This window comes from Arthrobacter sp. alpha11c, from assembly GCF_054149985.1.
The window spans coordinates 1,460,672-1,480,027 of record NZ_CP196747.1 but is presented as its reverse complement, the minus strand read 5'-3'; the positions used below and the strand labels follow the sequence as shown (position 1 = coordinate 1,480,027).

The 19,356-nt window shown below is 59.7% G+C and carries 17 protein-coding genes; 9 read left to right on the top strand and 8 right to left on the bottom strand.

The window, feature by feature from the left end:
* Positions 1–12: 12 nt before the first annotated feature.
* Genes ACTAQJ_RS06715 through ACTAQJ_RS06705 form a run of 3 tightly spaced genes read right to left on the bottom strand, consistent with a single transcriptional unit; the run spans position 13 to position 2,785 of the window.
* Positions 13–924 carry an NAD(P)-dependent oxidoreductase gene (locus tag ACTAQJ_RS06715; RefSeq protein ID WP_442017940.1) on the bottom strand — a complete coding sequence of 304 codons (912 nt, stop codon included), beginning with the start codon at positions 922–924 and terminating at the stop codon, positions 13–15.
* On the bottom strand, positions 918–1,670 hold the full coding sequence (locus ACTAQJ_RS06710) for an SDR family oxidoreductase (protein ID WP_498701503.1): 753 nt from the start codon (positions 1,668–1,670) through the stop codon (positions 918–920). The genes ACTAQJ_RS06715 and ACTAQJ_RS06710 overlap by 7 nt, the downstream gene beginning before the upstream one ends.
* Entirely contained in the window at positions 1,667–2,785 is a 1,119-nt protein-coding gene (locus ACTAQJ_RS06705; RefSeq protein ID WP_498701502.1) for an alcohol dehydrogenase catalytic domain-containing protein, read from the bottom strand. The genes ACTAQJ_RS06710 and ACTAQJ_RS06705 overlap by 4 nt, the downstream gene beginning before the upstream one ends.
* Positions 2,786–2,936: 151 nt before the next feature.
* On the opposite strand from ACTAQJ_RS06705, the gene ACTAQJ_RS06700 reads away from it, so the two are divergent.
* The 5 genes from ACTAQJ_RS06700 to ACTAQJ_RS06680 all read left to right on the top strand — a co-directional run bounded on the left by ACTAQJ_RS06700 (position 2,937) and on the right by ACTAQJ_RS06680 (position 7,994).
* Positions 2,937–3,614, top strand: a complete 678-nt coding sequence (locus ACTAQJ_RS06700) for a GntR family transcriptional regulator (protein WP_442017943.1) — start codon at positions 2,937–2,939, stop codon at positions 3,612–3,614.
* 171 nt (positions 3,615–3,785) lie between these two features.
* Positions 3,786–5,111 carry an MFS transporter gene (locus ACTAQJ_RS06695; RefSeq protein WP_498701501.1) on the top strand — a complete coding sequence of 442 codons (1,326 nt, stop codon included), beginning with the start codon at positions 3,786–3,788 and terminating at the stop codon, positions 5,109–5,111.
* A gap of 88 nt (positions 5,112–5,199) precedes the next feature.
* A complete protein-coding gene (locus ACTAQJ_RS06690; protein WP_477522695.1) occupies positions 5,200–5,610 on the top strand; it encodes a hypothetical protein in 411 nt (136 codons plus the stop codon).
* On the top strand, positions 5,597–6,508 hold the full coding sequence (locus ACTAQJ_RS06685) for an alpha/beta fold hydrolase (RefSeq protein WP_498701500.1): 912 nt from the start codon (positions 5,597–5,599) through the stop codon (positions 6,506–6,508). The genes ACTAQJ_RS06690 and ACTAQJ_RS06685 overlap by 14 nt, the downstream gene beginning before the upstream one ends.
* Positions 6,501–7,994 carry an NAD-dependent succinate-semialdehyde dehydrogenase gene (locus ACTAQJ_RS06680; RefSeq protein ID WP_498701499.1) on the top strand — a complete coding sequence of 498 codons (1,494 nt, stop codon included), beginning with the start codon at positions 6,501–6,503 and terminating at the stop codon, positions 7,992–7,994. The genes ACTAQJ_RS06685 and ACTAQJ_RS06680 overlap by 8 nt, the downstream gene beginning before the upstream one ends.
* A 123-nt stretch (positions 7,995–8,117) precedes the next feature.
* On the opposite strand, the gene ACTAQJ_RS06675 is transcribed toward ACTAQJ_RS06680, so the two are convergent.
* Positions 8,118–8,450 (bottom strand): substrate-binding domain-containing protein, encoded by a 333-nt coding sequence (locus ACTAQJ_RS06675; RefSeq protein WP_498701498.1) that lies wholly within the window; start codon positions 8,448–8,450, stop codon positions 8,118–8,120.
* Between the two features lie 386 nt (positions 8,451–8,836).
* Between ACTAQJ_RS06675 and ACTAQJ_RS06670 the strand changes: the two genes are divergently transcribed.
* The 4 genes from ACTAQJ_RS06670 to ACTAQJ_RS06655 all read left to right on the top strand — a co-directional run bounded on the left by ACTAQJ_RS06670 (position 8,837) and on the right by ACTAQJ_RS06655 (position 13,711).
* Entirely contained in the window at positions 8,837–9,709 is an 873-nt protein-coding gene (locus ACTAQJ_RS06670) for an ABC transporter substrate-binding protein (RefSeq protein ID WP_498701497.1), read from the top strand.
* Complete coding sequence (locus ACTAQJ_RS06665; RefSeq protein ID WP_498701496.1) at positions 9,706–10,818, top strand: amino acid ABC transporter permease; 1,113 nt, start codon at positions 9,706–9,708, stop codon at positions 10,816–10,818. Before ACTAQJ_RS06670 ends, ACTAQJ_RS06665 begins: the two co-directional genes overlap by 4 nt.
* Positions 10,818–11,561 (top strand): amino acid ABC transporter ATP-binding protein, encoded by a 744-nt coding sequence (locus tag ACTAQJ_RS06660; protein WP_442017951.1) that lies wholly within the window; start codon positions 10,818–10,820, stop codon positions 11,559–11,561. Before ACTAQJ_RS06665 ends, ACTAQJ_RS06660 begins: the two co-directional genes overlap by 1 nt.
* 908 nt (positions 11,562–12,469) lie before the next feature.
* Positions 12,470–13,711 carry a metal-dependent hydrolase family protein gene (locus ACTAQJ_RS06655; RefSeq protein ID WP_498701495.1) on the top strand — a complete coding sequence of 414 codons (1,242 nt, stop codon included), beginning with the start codon at positions 12,470–12,472 and terminating at the stop codon, positions 13,709–13,711.
* A 366-nt stretch (positions 13,712–14,077) separates the two neighbouring features.
* Here ACTAQJ_RS06655 and ACTAQJ_RS06650 read toward each other — a convergent pair whose 3' ends face one another.
* From ACTAQJ_RS06650 to ACTAQJ_RS06635, 4 genes are all read right to left on the bottom strand, one after another.
* Positions 14,078–14,962, bottom strand: coding sequence for a FadR/GntR family transcriptional regulator (locus tag ACTAQJ_RS06650; RefSeq protein WP_498701494.1), 885 nt, complete (start codon positions 14,960–14,962; stop codon positions 14,078–14,080).
* Positions 14,963–15,020: 58 nt separating this feature from the next.
* On the bottom strand, positions 15,021–16,076 hold the full coding sequence (locus ACTAQJ_RS06645; protein ID WP_498701493.1) for an NAD(P)-dependent alcohol dehydrogenase: 1,056 nt from the start codon (positions 16,074–16,076) through the stop codon (positions 15,021–15,023).
* A 413-nt stretch (positions 16,077–16,489) separates the two neighbouring features.
* Positions 16,490–17,281 carry a gamma-glutamyl-gamma-aminobutyrate hydrolase family protein gene (locus ACTAQJ_RS06640; RefSeq protein ID WP_498701492.1) on the bottom strand — a complete coding sequence of 264 codons (792 nt, stop codon included), beginning with the start codon at positions 17,279–17,281 and terminating at the stop codon, positions 16,490–16,492.
* 370 nt (positions 17,282–17,651) lie between these two features.
* Entirely contained in the window at positions 17,652–18,947 is a 1,296-nt protein-coding gene (locus tag ACTAQJ_RS06635; RefSeq protein WP_498701491.1) for an MFS transporter, read from the bottom strand.
* Between the last annotated feature and the right edge of the window lie 409 nt (positions 18,948–19,356).

Sequence of the window (19,356 nt, the reverse complement as noted above, 5' to 3'; positions counted from 1 at the left end):
ATGGTGCGGCGATCAGCTGGCGCGCAGCGGTGTGCCGTTGAGTTTTTCGTAATATCGGGCAAATTCGGTGTGGTCCGGCTGGTCACTGTCCAGGAGCTCCCGCGCTTTCTCGGCGGTTTCCTGCGCGGTGAGCACGATCGGCGCTTCAGCGGACTGCTGGGAAATCAGGTTCCGGGCAATCCTGAGGTCCTTAAGCATCAGGTCCATCGCAAAACCGGAATCGAAGGTGCCGGTCAGGATATGGCGCGGGTACTTGAACTCCGAAGCCTGGCTGCGGCCCGTGGAACCATTGATGACTTCAAGCATCTTTTCCGGGGCAATCCCAGCTGTCGCGGCCACCGTGAGGATCTCCGCCGCGGCGGCGAGATTGGTGGCCGACAGCAGGTTGTTCAGTGCTTTTGCCGCGTGTCCGGTTCCTGGAGGCCCGACGTGAGTGATGGACTCGCCCAGGTTACGCAAGTGTCGTTTGGCCCGTTCGACGGCGGTGCTTTCCCCTCCAACCATGATGGCCAGCTTTCCGCTCAGGGCCTTTGCGACACCACCGGACACCGGTGCATCAACGTAGTCGATGCCAAGCGCAGCGGCTTCAGCGGCAAGGGCTGCGGTGCTTTCGGGCTCCGAGGAGCTCATATCGATGATCAAAGCTCCAGCTGCCAGATGCTTCAGGAGCCCCGGGCTCGTGCGTAGGACGGACTCAATGATCCTGCTGTTGGGAAGCATCAGGATGACGGTACCTATGTGGGACGGGATGTTCTCCAGGTCCGGCAGCGCCGTGCCGTTCGTCGCTGCAGCTACCTCAGCGGCGGCTGCAGGATTCGTATCGTAGACGAACAGTTCCCGGCCGGGGGAGTAGTTGATGGCCATCGGCCGGCCCATGTTGCCGAGTCCTACAAACAAGGAGGCGTGAGTGTCGGCGATTACCATGTGGATGTTCCTCCATCAATGGTGAGCACAGACCCCGTAGCGAAACTGGACTCCTTGGCGGCAAGCCATACGATGGCTTCCGCGACCTCTTCCGGCCGCCCCATACGATGCATTGGCGAACGGCCGTTGAGCTCGTCAACGAGCTTTTGCGGGTTCGCTGACTCGGTGATCATTTTGTCGAAGTAGGGCGAGTTGATTGTTCCCGGAGCCACAGCATTGACGCGAATACCTTGATCCACATGGTCAAGCGCCATGGCCCGCGTCAGCGCTGATACGCCACCCTTCGAGGCCACATATGCGGCGCGATCGCGGATGCCGACGCTCGCTGTGTAGGAGGAAGTGTTCACGATCCGTCCATCACCTGTTTTCGCAAGTTCCGGGATGGCGTACTTGGAGCAGAGATAAACGCCCTTGAGGTTAACGGACATGAGGCGGTCCCAGTTGTCCTCGTCGATTTCCAGGACGTTCCCGGGGAAGCCGAACCCTGCATTGTTACAGAGGACATCGATAGCCCCGAAGTTATTGACGACAGTCTTGATCATTGAGCGGACGCTTGCTGAGTCGCTAACGTCAACGGTTACGGCCAGGGCCTTGGCGCCCGCCTCATCGGCAACTTCCCGCGCTGCCGTTCCGTTCTTGTCGGCGATGACCACGTTCGCGCCAAGCTCCGCGAATCGGAGGGCGGCTGCCCTGCCAATACCGCTTCCGGCGCCCGTGACGATGACTGTTTGGTCGGTGAAGTTCACGAGCCGCTTCCTTTAAGGTCGATGATCTGGCGGATGACGTTGCCTTCGCGCAGGGCATCCATGGCATGGTTGATGTCATCCAGAGCGATGGTGCCGGAGATGAGCTTTTCTACAGGTAGAACCCCATCGAGGTACATCTGCGCGTACCGGGCAATGTCTTCGGACGGAATGCCCGAGCCCATGTATGAACCGATCAGCTGCCGGGCCTCAACTACCAAGCTGAGGGGCGAGATTTCGAGACGCGCATCCGGGCGTGGAAGTCCGACGGTCACAGTTCGACCTCCCGGCTTGGTCAGGTCGATGGCTCCGGAAAGCGCGGCAGGGTTTCCCACGCACTCGATAACGGCGTCGAACCTCAGGCCGGCGGCTGCTGCGTCGGCTGGTGTATATGCAGCAGTTGCACCGATTTCCAGGGATGTTTCCAGTTTCGAGGGGAGCATGTCGATGGCAACAACTTCACCGGCACCAGCGGCTATGGCCACAAGTGCCGCGGCCAGGCCCACGCCACCCATACCGACGATGGCGACGGACTCACCTGCCCGAACTTTCGCTGCATTGATGACTGCGCCTCCACCTGTGAGGACGGCACATCCAAGGAGGGCCCCGACGTCGGCTGGTACTCCTTCGGGCAGTGGGACCACCGAGTGCTTGTCCACGACGGCATACTCGGCAAACGCCGATACCCCGCCGTGGTGGTCAAGGGGCTTGCCGTTAATGCGGAGACGCCGGTCGCCATGAAGCAGCGTTCCTTCCGCGTTGGCCTTGGTGCCCTCAAGGCAGAGTGCCCAACCGCTGGAGGTGCATGCAGCGCATTCACCACAGCGCGGCATGAAAGTCATCGTGACCCGCTGCCCGACCTTCAGATCGTCGCAGTCTTCCCCAAGCTCTTCTATGATGCCCGAGCCTTCGTGACCCAGGACCATCGGTACTGCGCAGACGCGTACACCACTGACGCGCGAGAGGTCTGAGTGGCACACTCCCGCGGCTTCCATTCGAATGAGTACTTCACCGCGGCCCGGGGCATCAAGGGTCAATTCAGCAACGTTGATGGGGGTTGTTTCCTCCCAGGGCGTGGGCGCCCCGATGGTTTCCAGAACCGCTCCTCTGAACTTCATCGTTCTACTCCAGTCCCCGCCGTCGCCGGCGGCATATTTCTCATGAGCTGCACTTCGCGCTAATCCAGTATTACAGTAATACTTGCGAGTGTGTCCAGTCCCACTATCGGCGTTATCGCGTATGATGATGAAACCCTTTAGAAGGAATGCCATGACTATTGACGCTATCCGCAGGACAGCAGCGCCACTCCGTACGGAAGTGGTTAACGCGCTACGCCGCGCCATTGTTGCCCAGGAATTTGCTCCGGGCGACCGACTCGTTGAAACGGTAATGTGCGAGAAATACTCCGTGAGTCGGACCGTGATACGCGAAGCTCTAAGGCAGCTCGAGTCTGAGGGCCTCGTGACAATGGTTCCGAATCGGGGTCCCGAAGTTGCCACGCTCAGCATCCATGACGCGGAAAGTCTGTACGAAGTCCGCCGCGCCCTCGAATCCCTCGCTGGCAGTCTCTTCGCGGAGCGGGCAAGCGATTCGCAGTGCGCGGAGCTGGTCTCCCGATTGGGCGAAGTCAAAGCCGCAGTGGCTTCAGGAGACCCCGAAAAGCGTCTAGCCGCGAAGGATCGCTACTACGACGTTCTTCTGGACGGCACGGGAAATGCTGAGATCGCACGAATGTTGCGAAGCGTCAATGCGCGGACGCAGATGCTCCGAACGCTTTCCTTGGCGTCACCCGGCCGCGACGCCCGCACCATCGCTGAGATAACCCGGATCACGGCTGCGGCGGCCGTCAATCGCGATCCTGATGAAGCCCGTTCGGCGTGCGAAGAGCATGTTCGCAATGCTGCCGAAGCCGCCTTGGGGGAGATGCGTAAACTTCGGGCGAATTGATTCCGGCACCTTTCTGGCCCCGTTCCGTCCGATGGCGGAAGCGGGGCCTTTTTTGTTTCGTCGCGGTTGACGTGGGTCACACAGGGCCTCTAAGCTCATAAGACCGTAATACGGTCTTATGACCTCCAGCTCTAGCTGGTTCTCCAACTCTGCTTCGAAAGGTTGAGCGTAATGCGCGCATCATCCGCGACACTGGCGTCGCCGCCTTCACCGGCCAAGGTCGCCATGGCCAGCTTCATCGGCACCACTATTGAGTGGTATGACTACTACATCTTTGGTGCCGCCACAGTCTTGGTGCTGAACAGCCAGTTTTTCCCAACCTTGGACCCGTTCACAGGCACGCTTGCCTCATTTGCCACCTTTGCGGTCGCTTTCATCGCCCGCCCTTTCGGTGGCGCCTTCTTTGGACATTTTGGTGACAAGATCGGCCGGAAGAAGATGCTCGTTTGGTCGGTGCTGGCGATGGGACTTGGCACGTTGGTCGTTGGCTTGCTACCCAACTACGCGACCATCGGTATCTGGGCTCCGATCCTGCTCGTCGTCTGCCGCTTCCTTCAGGGCTTCGCTGTCGGCGGTGAATGGGGAGGCGCCGTACTGATGTCTTTGGAGCACGCCCCAGCCAACAAGCGTGCATTCTTTGCCAGCTTCCCCCAGGCCGGCGTCCCGGCCGGCACGGTTCTCTCCAGCGGCACCTTTGCTCTTATTGCCCTCATGCCTCAGGACCAGCTTCTGTCCTGGGGTTGGCGGATTCCCTTTGTTGCCTCCATCTTGCTGGTCATCATTGGCCTATGGATCCGGCTCAAAGTCACCGAGTCTCCTGAGTTCCTGGAAATCCAGGAAAAGAACGAAGTCCCCAAGGTACCGGCGTTCGAGGTCTTCAAGCACCACAAGCGCTCACTCATGCACGGTATTCTCTGCGGGTTCGCTCCGAACTTTACGTTCTACATCGCAACCGTGTTCCTGGTCAGCTATGGCCCCAAACAGCTCGGCATCCCGTCAGGCACGATCTTCGTTGCGCTGATGATCGCCGCCTCACTTCAGGTATTCACGTTGCCCTTCTTCGCCACCTTCGCGGATAAGTACAGCCAGAAGAAGGTCCTGCTGACCGGCTGCGTCCTGGTGGGATTGGGTGCCTTTCCGGTCTTCGCTCTCTTCAGCACGGGAACCTTTTGGGGGATCCTTTTGGCCCTCGTGATCGCGCTTCCCATCCTTCATGGGGTCTCGTATGGTGTGATCTCAGGTTTCACGGCAGAACTCTTCCCCACGGAAGTGCGTTACACAGGGACGTCCCTCGCATATCAGCTCGGTGGCATCGTCACTTCCGCACCAGTGCCGATCATCGCGACCCTCCTGATTCAGCAGTATCAGTCCAGCAACGCGGTCGCTTGGTACATGGTCATCTCGGCAGCGCTGGGTTTCATCGCCATCGTCACTGCAAAAACAATTCGTGACAGCAGGGCCAACTCCGCCGTCCGCGTGGACGAACTAAGCATCTGAGTCTTATCGCGGTTGCAGGGCCGGGGCTATTGTCCGGGCCTCCCAACCGAGCACTGTGAGTCCGTCCCCGAACGCAGAAAGATATTTCATGACTTCAACTACCGGCACACCCCCTGCCATTTCGGAATTGTGGTTCACCCATCTAGCCAATGCAGTGCACGGTGATCGGGAGCTTCAGGTCATCGGCAGATACAGCAACTTCTGGATTGACGCCGTTTCGCCAGGCCATTGGCGGGTTGCCCTGAACTTCCACGGTTCCAGCCTCATTCCCACGCCCTGGAAAGACTTGCCGCTTGACCACATTGTCATTTCGGCCACACCAGTTGGCTGGGGACAGATCTTCGACCCCCAACCTAAACCGTTGCTGCATGATCTACTTGCGCTCGGAAAGAACAGCCCGGATGTAACGCTAGGCGGTTCCGACGTCGAACTCGTCCGCAACTTGCGGGTCCTCTCACGCCTCGTGGACCTCGGAAAGGCTCTCCATGTCCAGCACTGAGATTTCAGCAGCCCGATTCGAAGATGTCGTTGGCCGCTACGTGAACCTGCGCTCGTCGGGCCGGGAGCAGCGCATTTACTTCGAAGAAGCCGGCACCGGACCTGTCCTGCTTTGCCTGCACACGGCGGGAGCGGATTCCCGACAGTTCCGGCACCTGCTTAATGATCCGGAGATCACCAGCCGATTCCGAGTGGTAGCGTTCGACCTTCCCTGGCACGGCCGGTCACTCCCACCCGAAGGGTGGTGGGAAGAAGAATATCTACTCACCGCCGATGCTTACGTCGCTATTGTCCGCGACTTTGCCGCCGCCCTGAACCTGGATCAACCGACAGTGATTGGTTGTTCCATGGCTGGGTCCCTCGTGCTCGAATTGGCTCGCAGGCACGCTGACGAAATCGGCGGAGTCATTGGCCTGTCAGGAGCGCTCAAGGTCAACGGGCGCTTCCAGGACTGGTCCCTGCGGCCGGATGTTAATGCCCAGCAATCTGTGCCCACCTGGACGTCGAGCCTCATGGCGCCGCAAAGCCCTGAGGTTTCCCGGCGAGAGGTTTGGTGGATCTACAGTCAAGGTGGCCCGGGGATTTACCGGGGTGACACCTACTTCTACTCTCAGGATCTGGACCTGAGGGGAAGGGGCCACGAGATCGACACCGAAGCCTGCCCCGTGTACCTTCTCACGGGCGAATACGATCACGCCTGCACTCCAGCCGACACCGCAGATGCCATCGCCGAAATTCCGGGGGCCAAGGGTGGCGCGATGAAGGACATCGGGCACTTCCCGATGGCCGAGAACTACCCGCTGTTCAAGACTCACCTGCTGCCGATCCTTGATGAGCTCCACCCAGAGGTCGTCAGTGATCTCGACCCATTTGCCTTGGAAGGAACCCACAATGTCTGAAACGGCCACTGTCACCCCCGAACTCGAGCGCCTTCTGCTCTCGACTGTTCCCACTGGATTGCTGATCAATGGCCAGTGGCGCGATGCCAGCGGTGGCGGTACGTTCGTCGTCGAAGACCCCGCAACCGGAAAGAAGCTTCTGGAGATCGCAGACGCCACCAGCGCCGATGCGATGGCAGCACTGGATGCTGCCGACGCCGTTCAAGCGTCCTGGGCACGGACCGCCCCTCGCGTCCGGGCGGAAATCCTGCGTCGCGGTTTTGAACTTGTCACCGAACGGGCCGAAGACTTTGCGCTGCTGATGACCCTGGAGATGGGTAAGCCTCTGGCTGAGGCACGCGGCGAAGTGACCTATGGCGCCGAGTTCCTGCGCTGGTTCTCAGAGGAGACCGTCCGCGATTACGGCCGGTACCTCACGTCCCCTGAGGGGAAGAACAAGATACTGGTCCAGCGCAAGCCCGTGGGGCCGTGCCTGCTGATCACACCGTGGAACTTCCCGCTGGCGATGGCCACTCGAAAGGTTGCTCCGGCCATTGCGGCCGGCTGCACCATGGTCCTCAAGCCAGCCAAGTTCACACCGCTGACGTCGCTGTTGTTCGCCAAGGTGATGCAGGAAGCAGGCCTGCCTGCCGGTGTGCTGAACGTCGTCGCTTCATCATCCGCGTCAGCGATCTCGGGGCCCCTGATGAAGGACTCGCGCCTTCGGAAGGTCTCCTTCACGGGTTCGACGCCGGTAGGCCGACGGTTACTTGCGGACGCGTCGCACAACGTGCTCCGCACCTCGATGGAGTTGGGCGGCAATGCTCCGTTCATCGTGTTCGAGGACGCCGACGTGGACAAGGCTGTACAAGGCGCGATGGCAGCGAAGATGCGCAACATGGGCGAAGCCTGCACCGCAGCCAACCGTTTCCTCGTCCACGAGACAGTGGCCGGCGAATTCACCTCGAAGTTCGTTGCGGCCATGGGCGCACTAACGCTGGGCCGCGGCACGGACCCGGGCACCGCCGTCGGGCCCATCATCGATGGTGGTGCCCGCAAGGACATCCACGCCCTGGTCACCGAAGCAGTAGAGCAAGGGGCCACTGTGGCAACCGGCGGCGCACCGCGCGACGGCGCGGGCTACTTCTATCCGCCCACCGTTCTGGCCAACGTCCCGCACGATGCAACGATTCTGGCCAGCGAAATTTTTGGCCCCGTTGCTCCGGTCACCACCTTCCGCACTGAGGAAGAAGCCATCCGCCTGGCAAATTCCTCCGAGTACGGACTGGCTTCCTACCTCTTCAGCCGCGACCACGCCCGAATGCTACGGGTCGCCGAGCAGATCGAGTTCGGCATGGTCGGATTCAACAGCGGCATGATCTCCAACGCTGCGGCTCCGTTCGGTGGCGTCAAGCAGTCCGGACTCGGCCGGGAAGGTGGCGCCGAAGGCCTCGCCGAATACACCACTGCGCAGTACATCGCCATCCCCGACCCGTACGCAGTCTAAACGCGATGTCCTCGCGCTGATAAGCGCTGATCGTCGCCCTCACGCTGGCCCCCGCCCTTTGCTCGCAACAGGGGCGGGGGCCATTCCATGCCTAAGAAAGTCGTCGGGAAGGCTTTGTTGGTGTCAGTGGCAGCCACAGGATGTACGCAGTACGAGTTCGCTGGGGAAGATCTTGGTTTGGGTTTCGCTTCCGGCCAGGAGGGCTTCCAGGGCGGTTTGTCCGAGGTCCTTTACGGGCCCGGCGACTGTACTAAGCCGGGGCCAGGTGTATTCGGATTCGGGTGAGCCATCAAAAGCGAAAACCGCGAGGTCTTCCAGTACTCGCAGGCCAGCTTTGTGGAGGCGCAGAACAGCACACTGCCTGTTGGTCCGAACTGACGAAGACGGCGGTGGGCCGCTCCGCGACCCACGTAGCCCAATCAGGGCGACCGCTGGATCAAAAGCACTCTCACCCACGTGCGGACGGGGGACCCCGCAACCAAGGCCGGAGAGGCGGACTGGAATGCCGATCAGGGGAACTGCGTCGCAGATATCGCCGAAATGTGCCCTTGAGCGAGGTGTCGACCGGTTAGCGTCGGTTTAAGGGAGTTAGGTATTAGGCGTGATCCAAATACCTTAGAAGAATGGCGGGTTTGTGAGGTGATGTCAAGCCGCTGCGCTCGGCCTTCGGCTCCGACACTTAGAAGCCCTTGACACCTGAAACTGTGTCATGTTTCATAGTTTGCAGGCCAATGGACCATATCTAGGACCATTACGCCAAGGATGGGCTATCTATTCACTGCGGTCTCTGTCGCACCTTTAGGCTGCCGTCCTTTCTCACTACTCTCCTTGGGAGCATCCAGATGAAGAAGCACTTCCTTGCCGCCGTCGCTGTGACGATCGGGGCTCTCGCCCTGACCGCATGTGGTGGCAACGCAAACTCGAGCTCGTCCAGCAGCGCCTCCGGCTTCGGAGACTGCAAAGTCAGTGGCCAGCCGGACAGCATCAAGCTCAAAACTCAAAAGCCCGATGTCCTGACGGTCGCCGTCGTTCTGCCAAACCCTGGATGGTCCAACGGCACTAGCCCCGATTCGGTCAAGAGCGGATTTGAATACTGCATGGCCGCAGATATCGCCCACCGTGCCGGCCTCAAATCAGTTCAACTGAAAAACTTTGCATGGGATCAGTTCATCTCCGGAACGGCATCCGGCTACGACATTGGACTGGCAACAGTGACAATTACCGATAAGCGCAAGGAAGTTTTTGACTTCTCACGGAGGTATTTTTCCTCAAACCTTGGCATAGCGACCAAGAAGGATTCAAAAGTCACGGCCGACACCCTCCGTGACTCGAAGATCGCAGTCCTCCAGGGCAACGTAGGCGCACAGTGGGTGGCAGAAGTGCTCAAGCCCACCAAGTCCGCAGCAGTCTTCCAATCCGCTGCGGACATCTTCACTGCGCTCAGTGCCGGACAGGTCGACGCAGTCGTTACCGACACAACAATCGCCCTGACCAGCGTGAAAGAGACAGGGGGTGCTCTCGCCGTAACGGGTCAGATAGCTCTCGATCAGGGCTACGGCGTTGTGCTTCCGCGCAACTCGGAGAATACCGCGGCTGTCGACAAGGCCGTCGGCGACCTGGATTCTGACGGGACACTGAAGTCTCTAGCCGCTGACTACCTTCAGCCCACGTTCGGAGTTGACCCTAATTCCGTCCCGTTCTGGGTCGTCAAGTGACGTCGATTGCTGCCTCGCCTCTAGCGGCGGCGCCACGTCTCAGCCCTCCGCCAAGGAGTCTCGTTCTTTCGGCGGCGGCTGCAGTTTTCGCCCTGTTCCTCGTACTTTCAGTCGCGGCACTCGGTGCCGCCGCGATGAATGGCTCCGAAGAAGGCACCACCACGTATGTTGTCGGCTGGCTTTTGAGTACTGTCGGCGTATTGTCGGCAGCTGCAGTGTTGTGGATCGCGGTGCGGTCCTTGCGCCGGTCTCTCCGTGCTTCCAAGGAAGTGCGTGAAGGACGGATTCTCGACGCCCGGGCGAGTGGCGCAGCATCCCTGCATGATGCGACCTTCACCTTCGGGCTCGGCATTGCGGTCCTCATCGTCATCACAGGTGCGGTGCTGCTCACCGTAAACGAAGCCATCATCCAGAGGACTTTCCTGCGCTGGGACTTCATGGCTGAAAGCGTAGGTGACATCTTCGCAGCCTTCGGCCTGAACATTTGGATTGCGGTCATCACCGAGATCTTCGTTCTTACTTTCGGTCTGCTGCTGGCAGTAGCTCGCCTTGCCCCCGGAAATGCCTGGCGGCCTGTTCGGGCCATTGCCATCGCCTACATCGATTGCCTGCGCGCAGTGCCGGCGATCATCGTCATCTACTTGGTAGGTTTCGGCTTGCCTCTGCTGCAGCTTCCAGTATTGTCCGATCTGCCGCCGGAATGGTTCGCGATCATCGCGCTGACTCTGACTTTCAGTGCCTATACCGCCGAGACCTATAGGGCGGGCATAGAAGCAATCCATCCGTCCCAGTGGTCCGCTTCCCGTTCGCTCGGCTTCTCGTTCGGCAAGACGCTCCGATTTGTTATCTTGCCCCAAGCCGTGCGGGGCGTGATCCCGCCGCTGCTTAGCTTGTTCATTTCTCTTCAGAAGGACACTTCGCTGGTAAACATTATTGGCACCATGGATGCGTTCAACCAGGCCAAATTCTATTCATCGGCGAACTTCAACCTCTCGTCAGTAACAGTTGTCGCCGTACTCTTCATTCTGATCACTATCCCGCAAACCCGCTTCGTTGATTGGATGCTGGCGCGAGGCGTTACCCGCCGCGGACGAAAGGGAGGTAAATAATGTCGTTCATTGAGTTGGCCGGCCTGCATAAAAGTTACGGCGCCCACACCGTGCTGCAAGGCATCGATCTCCAGGTCGAGCGCCATCAGGTCGTCACCTTGATTGGTGCCTCCGGATCGGGCAAATCGACCTTGCTGCGCTGCATTAATGCTCTGGAGCCGATAGATACAGGCGAGATCCGCATTGACGGAGACGTGGTCAGTGGCCCCGGGGTGAACGTCAATAGTCTGCGCCGGGCGGTAGGAATGGTATTCCAGTCCTTCAACCTCTTCCCGCACATGAGCGTATTGGATAACGTTGCCCTTGGTCCGATCAAGCTCCTGGGACTTCGCCCTGATGTAGCGCGTGAACGCGCCTACGCTCTCCTCGAGCGGGTCAACCTCGGAAACCGCTCGAGCTATTTCCCGGAACAACTTTCCGGGGGCCAGCAGCAGCGTGTAGCGATTATGCGAACACTCGCGATGGAGCCCAAAGCTGTGCTTCTGGACGAAATCACCTCCGCACTTGACCCAGAGCTAGTCGCTGAGGTTCTCAACATAGTTCGTGAGCTCGCGGCAGATGGGATGACCATGATGCTGGCGACACATGAAATGCACTTCGCGCGCGAAGTTTCTGACCTTGTCGTCTTTTTGGAACAAGGACGCCTCTTGGAACAAGGCCCTCCCGAACAGGTGTTCGGCGACCCCGTGCAGCCACGGACGCGCGAATTCCTTCGCCAGATTGTGGAGGCCGGGCGCCTCTAAACCCTGGATCGACCCACGACACACGCTTCAACCGGCCGGATGGTTAGTCCGGCACTCGCGGGAGAGCATTCCACAAGTTCCCAAGTCTTTCCATGACTCGAAAACTGAAACATAAAGCTGCCCGGCAGGCTTCCTCACAAGAGGAGGCCGGCCGGGCCATCTTCGTGAATTGGATGCAGAGGCCATGCTGGCTGATTGCAGCCAGCATGGCGTCAAGACCGTTACTGTTCGCCGCGTTGCTGCCAAAGTCGCGGCACGCACTCTATGGCAACTCTCACGGTTGTAAGGTCGTCCAGCTGCTCTGCACTTCCAAGCATGCTGCGGCGCCATTCTGCAGCGGCTGGCTCCTGCGCTGGCAAAGTTGCCGCCGGTCTCTCTGGCCGGACGACAATGTAGCCATAGCGGAGTTGCCTATTGGACTCCCGATGTGGCTGCAAATGATTGTGATGGCCTTGGTGGGAGTGGGAACCGGATCCTTCAGGAGCCGGCTAGTTGCCCTAGTCCACAGCGCGGCGCCTACCTGCCAGACGGGAGCATCGACGCCACAGCCAGCCTTGTCAGGCAGGTGCGCTCAGCAGGCGTGGGTGCCTCCATCCGCTTCCCTTCTCGAAGAAGAGTGCCGAGGCGATGATCGAAGATCGAAGGTTTCGTTTATTGCATCGTCCTCTTGAGGAGTCGTAGGAACATCAGGTCGGACGATGTGATTGAGACGCCGTTGCCTGCCATCATCATAAGGTGTATGGTACAAACCTAATACCTTGTCTAATTTTGCTAAACAGAGCGCACAACAATGCGGTCGGCCGGAGCGCGGAGTGGCTCCTCCCGGCTGGTGTCTTGCAGGTCCACCCGGAGAGCCGCTGTTGTGACAAACCGCCGCGTGCCGACAAAGGCACGTTGAAAGGACTTCAGTGGGAACGATCTATACGGCAGAAACGCTGATCACGGCTGACCAGGGAGGAGTCTCCATTGAGTCTTTCCACGGCTCAGGGATTCTTGTGGACGGCACCAAGATCATGGCGCTGGCGCCTCTGGGCGACCTGGTCAGCGAAGGCCATTCCTTACGCGATTTCGGGCCGGGCTCCACAATTCTTCCCGGGCTGATAGACACACACGTCCACTTGGCCTTGGATGGGAGTCCGGACCCGCTGACCGCATTTAACAATTCAGATGACCGTCAAAAATTCGCATGCATGTTGAAAAACGCCCGGGAGTTGCTCAGCGCTGGTGTGACGACGGCGCGTGATCTGGGCGCGCCTGATCTCTTGGACCAGGCAGCGAAGAGGACAATTGATTCAGGCTACGCTAGAGGGCCCCGCCTCTTGACGGTCACGGCTCCTCTGACCATCACGGGGGGTCATTGCTGGTTCTTCGGTGGTGAGTGTGAAGGTGTGGAGGAAGTCCGGCGCAAGGTCAGAGCCGCCCGGCGTGACGGAGCAGACTGCATTAAGATCATGTCGACCGGCGGAGACCTGACTCCCGGAACGATGCCCTCGCAGCCTCAGTTCACGCTTGAGGAGCTGCGGGCCATCGTCGAGGAAGCACATCGCTATGGCCTTATGGTCACGGCGCATGCCCACGGCGAAGAAGGCATCCGTCGCGCCATCGAAGCTGGAGTGGACAGCTTGGAGCATTTCAGCTTCCGGATGGCGGACGGATCGCGGCAGGAACGTCCCGAACTTATTCAGCTGGCGGCGAGCCGTGGCGTTTTCGTCTGCTCAACCCTGAACATCGCGTGGTTCACGGTCATGGATGGCAGCGAATTTGTGCCGTTCGACATGATGCGTAAGTTCGTGGACCAAGGCATTCGGATTGTTGCCGGTACGGATGCCGGTATCGGTCACGCGAGCCATCTTGAGTATGTGGCTGGCCTGGAGGGCATGGCGGCACTGGGCATGACCAACGATGAGGTGCTGCTGGCGGCCACGGCTTCTGCGGCGACTTCCTTGGGTTTGAAGGGTGTGACAGGGGCCTTGTCCCCGGGCCATGACGCGGATCTCGTTGCCATCATGGGTGATCCCCGCAGGAACCTTGCCTCTCTTCGAAACGTGATGGGGGTCGTGACAAGGGGCGCCGAGTATCATCCCGAATTTACGTCCACAAGGTCATGGAACGATGCGGTTGTTGCGCCGAAGTACCACCCGCACTCCTAGCGCATGGCCTGCCCGGTTACACGTCCCAGCTGAATCAGGGGGTTCAGTTGGGACACTTGCGTACCGCCATCTGCTGCCCGACAGTGGATTCTACGGCTCGTCATGAGTGAATCTGTTGGTCGAGACTGCCATCGTATTTAGGCGGTGGGGTAGAGGCGGGAAGTCTCGAAGCTGCATGGATCCATGCCTAGATGAATCCCTATGCTGTCTTGATCGAAGGATGGCAGCGGAGGACTGGTCAGAATCGTTCTAGACAGTAAGGCACTGCGATGGCGCTGCCAGGGTGGCGGCGGGCACTGCCCAGGACGGCTTAGCGCGGTTCCCCCTGCCCCGCTCTGCTACTCGATCAGGGGACGGTAGTGGAAACTATTTGCCTCCGCTTTCGATGACTCGGCGGATCTCTTGCCGTGTGTGCTCAATGTGATCCTGCATCGCTTGATGTGCGCGTGAGGGATCACCGTCCCGTATGGCTTCGAACACGAGCTTGTGTTGCAGTTGATCATCTTCCATTGGATCGGGGTGGTCCAACATGTCCGCGGGGCTGAATAATTCACTGCGGGCGTGCCGGACCGCGTTTTCCAGCCTTTTGCTCCCTGCCGCCTTGGCAACTGCATCGTGGAAGGAAGCATCCGCCAACCGGAACTCGGTGTGGTTGGTAGCGGCGGCTTGCTGGTGAATCGCGGCGAGCATAGCTTCCAAGTCGGCTGATGTCCGACGCGATGCTGCCAAGCTAGCCGCGTGGCACTCTACGGCAACTCTCATCGTTGTGAGATCGTCCAGCTCATCTTCGCGTTCGAGCATGTTCCGGCGCCATTCGGCGAGCGGTTGGCTTAGGGCCGTAACGAAGTTACCGCCGCTCTTGCCCCGGCGGGCCACGATGTAGCCCTCTTCCTGAAGCTGTTTGAAGGCCTCCCGCAAACTTACTCTTGCCACGCCGAGAGATTCTGCGAGCTGCCGCTCAGGAGGGAGCCTGTCACCCGGGCCCAGTTCGCCGCGATGTATCAAGCCTTTGACGTATTCGGCCACGCCTTGGGGAACAGAGACGGAAGTTACTTGATCGGACATAGGTCCCAGCTTAAGGCCAAAGGGTGTCCTTTTGGTGGAGGTAGCCCAGACTTCAGCAAATTTTTTGTTTGCCTGCAACTCGTTGAGATCGCCGAGCACCTCCTCCACGGATAGCCGGCGGCGGTCCGGCGTCGGCCCATCGTCCTTCCGGAAGGACCTCGGACCATGGATTGCAGCAGTGGTCACCTCGGTCTTGTGGATGCCATCCTCTCCCAGAGGGTCATGGAAAAGGCCAGTTGTGACCCTACTCACTGCTTCCGGCGATAGTGGTGGCGTCGATGACGAAACGGTATCGGACATCAGAATCGATGACTCGTCGGTAAGCGTCGTTGACGTCCCGGGCTGAGATAACCTCCACCTCCGCGCCGATGGCGTGTTCGGCGCAGAAGTCGAGCATTTCCTGGGTTTCAGAAATGCCCCCAATGGCCGAGCCGGCAAACGAGCGGCGGTTGCGGAGCAACGAAAAGACGTTGACGGGCAAGGGCTGAGCTGGGGCTCCTACGTTTACCAAAGTTCCCTTGAACGCCAGCATCCCGAGGTACGCGTCAATGTCGGTCGGTGCGCTGACGGTGTTGAGGATAAGGTCGAAGACTCCGCTTAGCTCTTTGAAGGTCTCCGGGTCGCTGGTTGCCTTGTAAGTGGTTGCTCCAAAACGATGCCCATCCTCTTGCTTGGCGAGTGACTGGGACAGGACTGTGACTTCGGCACCTAGGGCGGCCGCAATCTTGATGGCCACGTGCCCCAGGCCGCCCATGCCAACAACGGCCACTTTCCGCCCAGCGCCCGCTCCCCAGTGGCGCAACGGCGAGTATGTGGTGATGCCCGCACAGAGCAGTGGCGCAGCCACGTCAAGGGCTAGCGCGTCCGGGATTCGAAGTACGAATGCCTCTGTCACTACAACGTGAGTGGAGTAACCGCCCTGTGTGATACTCCCGTCGCGGTCAATGGAACCATACGTGCCGACGCCACCGTTCAGGCAGTACTGCTCCTGACCCGCGAGACAGTGCGCACATTCGCGGCAGGAATCGACCAAGCATCCGACGCCCACTCTGTCGCCGACGGCGTACCGGGTCACGTCGGAGCCCTTGCCCGCAACGATGCCGGCTATCTCGTGGCCGGGGCAGAGTGGATACTTCTGGGCTCCCCAGTCGCCCCGAACCGTGTGAATGTCCGAATGGCAAATGCCGGCGTACTTGATTTCGATCAGGACGTCGCTAGGCCCAGGCTCCCGTCGTTCCACAGTGGTGAGAATGAGTGGTTCGCCGGGGCCGGCGGCGGAATAAGCAGGTACGGTGTGCAAAGTGGCTCCAGTTCGGGGAGGATGGGGCGGGCTGGTTCTTAGAGCAGGATTCCGGTGTATTTGGTTTCCTGGCAGGCCTCGAGGCCGTCAGTGCCCCCGTGCCCGTGGAGTCCGGATTGGTTTTTTCCACCGAGGGGCGGAGGGGCCGGCTGCAAGCCGGCGGTGGTGCGGTCATGCCGGCGTCGAGAGCGTCTGCCACCCGTCTCGAAGGTGTAAATCCCTGCGACGGGGCCAAGATTTTTTCGGTGCGGACATCCGCATTGGCGGGGATATCGGTCAGGACGGTGGCCGGGTAGTAGTTGCCGGGCTCTCAATCTGCACGGAACGATTGAAGACGGCCGCGAATGGTCGAAGGCCGGACGCTGTCCAGTCGCTCTGCGGGGCGGATGAAGCCCGCAATCTTGCTCATGATGTTAGGCCTCCTGGCATTCGAAGTTGGGAGTCGTCAGGGGAAGGAGCGTTAGCTCCGCCTCCTTTTTCAGTGCGGTGAAGAGGGGTTGCCCCAGTTCGGCCTCAGGCAGGTTTGCCTCCGGGTGCCACTGGATACCAAGTACCCAGTTTTCTCCGGTGAGTTCGATGGCTTCGGCGAGTCCGTCGTCGGCGTGGGCTGTGACGCGCAGGCCGTCACCGAGGACATTGATGGCTTGATGGTGGAATGACGCGACCTTAATCCGGGCTGCGCCTACAAAGACGGCTGAAACCCGGCTTTCGGCCTCCAGTTCAGCCTCGTGAACCGCAAAATCCATGGTGTTGTTATGGCGCAATTCGTAGTGGGAGACGCTGCTGGGACGCAGGTCGGTGTGCAGGGAACCGCCACGGGCAACGTTCAATAACTGCATCCCGCGGCAGATGCCCAACACAGGCAGGCCGTTGTCGAGGCCGAATCGGATGGCAGCCATGTCAATGCGGTCTTGTTCCGGGTCGACCCCGAACAGGGTCGGATCATCGTCCGCCCCGCCGAATAGAACAGGGTTGACATCTCCGCCGCCAGGCAGAACGAATCCGTGGCAGCAGGCGAACCTCTCCATGAGTTCCTCGTCGGTTCCAGGGCCGATGATGACAGGTTCGGCGCCGGATTCGAGAATCAGGGCGACTACTGAGTCAAAAGCCTTTTCTGCCTCTTGCATGGCCGGGTCAGTCGACCCGCAACCCAAGCGGGAGAGCCGGGCTGTAATGCCGATTCTCGGGCGAGTTGGTTCTGTCATGGTCAAGGTGTTCTCCTCAGGCGTTTAGCGAGCAATGAATTGGCTGCAGTCTTCTTATACTTAGGGTATGAGGTCTACACCACATACCTTAAAGGATGATCCTCAACCAGAGCACATGTCAAGGCGGTTGCCATGTCTCCGGCGAGCGAGTCTCGAGCTTGACCTGCGATGGTGTTGTTGAGGGGATTTTCGGGCCCAAAGCTCCGCCGGCGTTCATCCAGGGCAGGGCTGATAGGGCGATCAAGGCTCTGACAGTTTCTGGCCAGGGCCCATCAGGGATGCGCCAGAACAGGTGGTTCGATGCCACCAACGGCATCAAACCACCTGCTCTCGTGGCCAAACCATGGATCATGGAGAAGAGGTTCAGCTACTAGCTGGGAATTGGTTTGAACGCAGTTTCTTTCATGGTTGCGTAAAAGATGACTGAGATGACCATCAAACCGGTGAGGTACCACGGGAACGCGAGGGGTGCTCCCCAAGCGACAAACTGAGTGCCGACCAGTGGAGTGGTGCCGCCCACGAGGCCTACAGTGGCGGCGTATGGGAAGCCCAGTCCTGCTGCGCGGAACTTCTTCGGGAACATTTCAGCGAATGTCGGTGCAGCCGTTACGGCGATCAGAGCGAGGGTAGTCATGGCGATCGTCTGAAGGATAACCAAGGTAATGAGCTGGTCGTTGAGCAGCGCCAGGGCGGGTACGGTGCCGGCGGTTAGTAGGACACCTGCTATCAGCAGAATGGGCTTACGGCCGAAACGGTCGGTCAGTCGGCCGATCCCGATGGAAGCGACGCCGACTATGGACACTGCTATTGCCAATGAAACGAGCCCGTACTTGGGGTCCAGGCCCTTGTAGGTCGCCGCGTAAGTCGGCATGTAGTTTCCCCATGCGTAGGTCATCGCCGTGTAGCCGATTGTCAGGCCAACGACCTTCAGGGTCGCTTTCGGATGCTGGCGGATGGCGTCGAAGATCCCCAGCGGCTCGTGCTTGGCAGGCTCGGTGTCGATTGTCTCTGCCATTCCGCGCCGAATCCAGATACCGGCAAAGGACAGCATGGCGCCGAAGATGAAGATGGCACGCCATCCCCAGCTGGTCATGTCTGCCGGTGAGAGCGTCCATGTCGCGAGGGCGACAAGAAGCGTGACCAGAATTTGACCGGCGCACGCGACGGCGTAGATCACGCCCGAAATGAATCCGCGGCGTCCTTCGGGAGCGACTTCCATGGAGAAAGCAGTCACCGCGCCGAACTCTCCACCGATGCAGATCCCTTGGACCACTCTGGCAAGAATCAGGATGATGGGCGCCATTATGCCGATCTGGGCGTACGTTGGGGTCAGCCCGATCACGAGGGCTGCGCCGCCCATGCCGTAAACGGTCAGCATGAGGGCAAATCTGCGTCCGAGGCGGTCCGCGATCTTTCCGATGACCAGACCCGAAATCGGACGCACAAGGAAGCCTATGGCCATGATTCCGAAAGTGGCAATCAAGGCAGCCATCGGATCCGTATCCGCTGGGAAAAATTGCTTTGCAAAGTAGACCGCCAGAAAGACGTACGCATTCCAGTCGAAGAACTCAATGAGGTTTCCGACGGCTGCGGCGGCGAGCTGCCGGCGCGGGATGGAGCCTGCAGTAACTGGTGGTATGGCCGCGGTTGATGGAGCTTGGGTCACGATGACTCCTATAGGGTGGAGAACTGCGTTTTAGAACGGAGAAAAGTCCCTGACATTTGGGACCAGCGGGTGAACGGGGACTGAGGGCCATCGGGTTTGCCCATTAGGCTTGTGGTTCACACCTAATACCTTTAGGCATTAGAAATATGACACAGCACACACCCTTTGGTTGTCAAGGTCTCAACCAAACGTGAAGCGGGTCGCTGGGCAGGATTTAGGCGCTAGCGGCTCCCAGGCGTGTGGCGAACCGTTCGCCCGAAAACCGCCGCGGTGGTAATGGCAGGTCCGCTCGCCGAGCGAATCGACTTCGGCATGGTCGGATCCAGCACCGGCATCTATTTCCAACGCAGCGGCTCCGTTCGTCGTCGTGAAGATGCTGATTTACTTCTGTAGGGCCCTTCCACGGTCG

Coding starts and splice junctions, on each gene's coding strand:
- ACTAQJ_RS06715 (WP_442017940.1), bottom strand. CDS start 924: ATGGTAATCGCCGACACTCACGCCTCCTTGTTTGTAGGACTCGGCAAC.
- ACTAQJ_RS06705 (WP_498701502.1), bottom strand. CDS start 2,785: ATGAAGTTCAGAGGAGCGGTTCTGGAAACCATCGGGGCGCCCACGCCC.
- ACTAQJ_RS06700 (WP_442017943.1), top strand. CDS start 2,937: ATGACTATTGACGCTATCCGCAGGACAGCAGCGCCACTCCGTACGGAA.
- ACTAQJ_RS06695 (WP_498701501.1), top strand. CDS start 3,786: ATGCGCGCATCATCCGCGACACTGGCGTCGCCGCCTTCACCGGCCAAG.
- ACTAQJ_RS06690 (WP_477522695.1), top strand. CDS start 5,200: ATGACTTCAACTACCGGCACACCCCCTGCCATTTCGGAATTGTGGTTC.
- ACTAQJ_RS06685 (WP_498701500.1), top strand. CDS start 5,597: ATGTCCAGCACTGAGATTTCAGCAGCCCGATTCGAAGATGTCGTTGGC.
- ACTAQJ_RS06680 (WP_498701499.1), top strand. CDS start 6,501: ATGTCTGAAACGGCCACTGTCACCCCCGAACTCGAGCGCCTTCTGCTC.
- ACTAQJ_RS06670 (WP_498701497.1), top strand. CDS start 8,837: ATGAAGAAGCACTTCCTTGCCGCCGTCGCTGTGACGATCGGGGCTCTC.
- ACTAQJ_RS06660 (WP_442017951.1), top strand. CDS start 10,818: ATGTCGTTCATTGAGTTGGCCGGCCTGCATAAAAGTTACGGCGCCCAC.
- ACTAQJ_RS06640 (WP_498701492.1), bottom strand. CDS start 17,281: ATGACAGAACCAACTCGCCCGAGAATCGGCATTACAGCCCGGCTCTCC.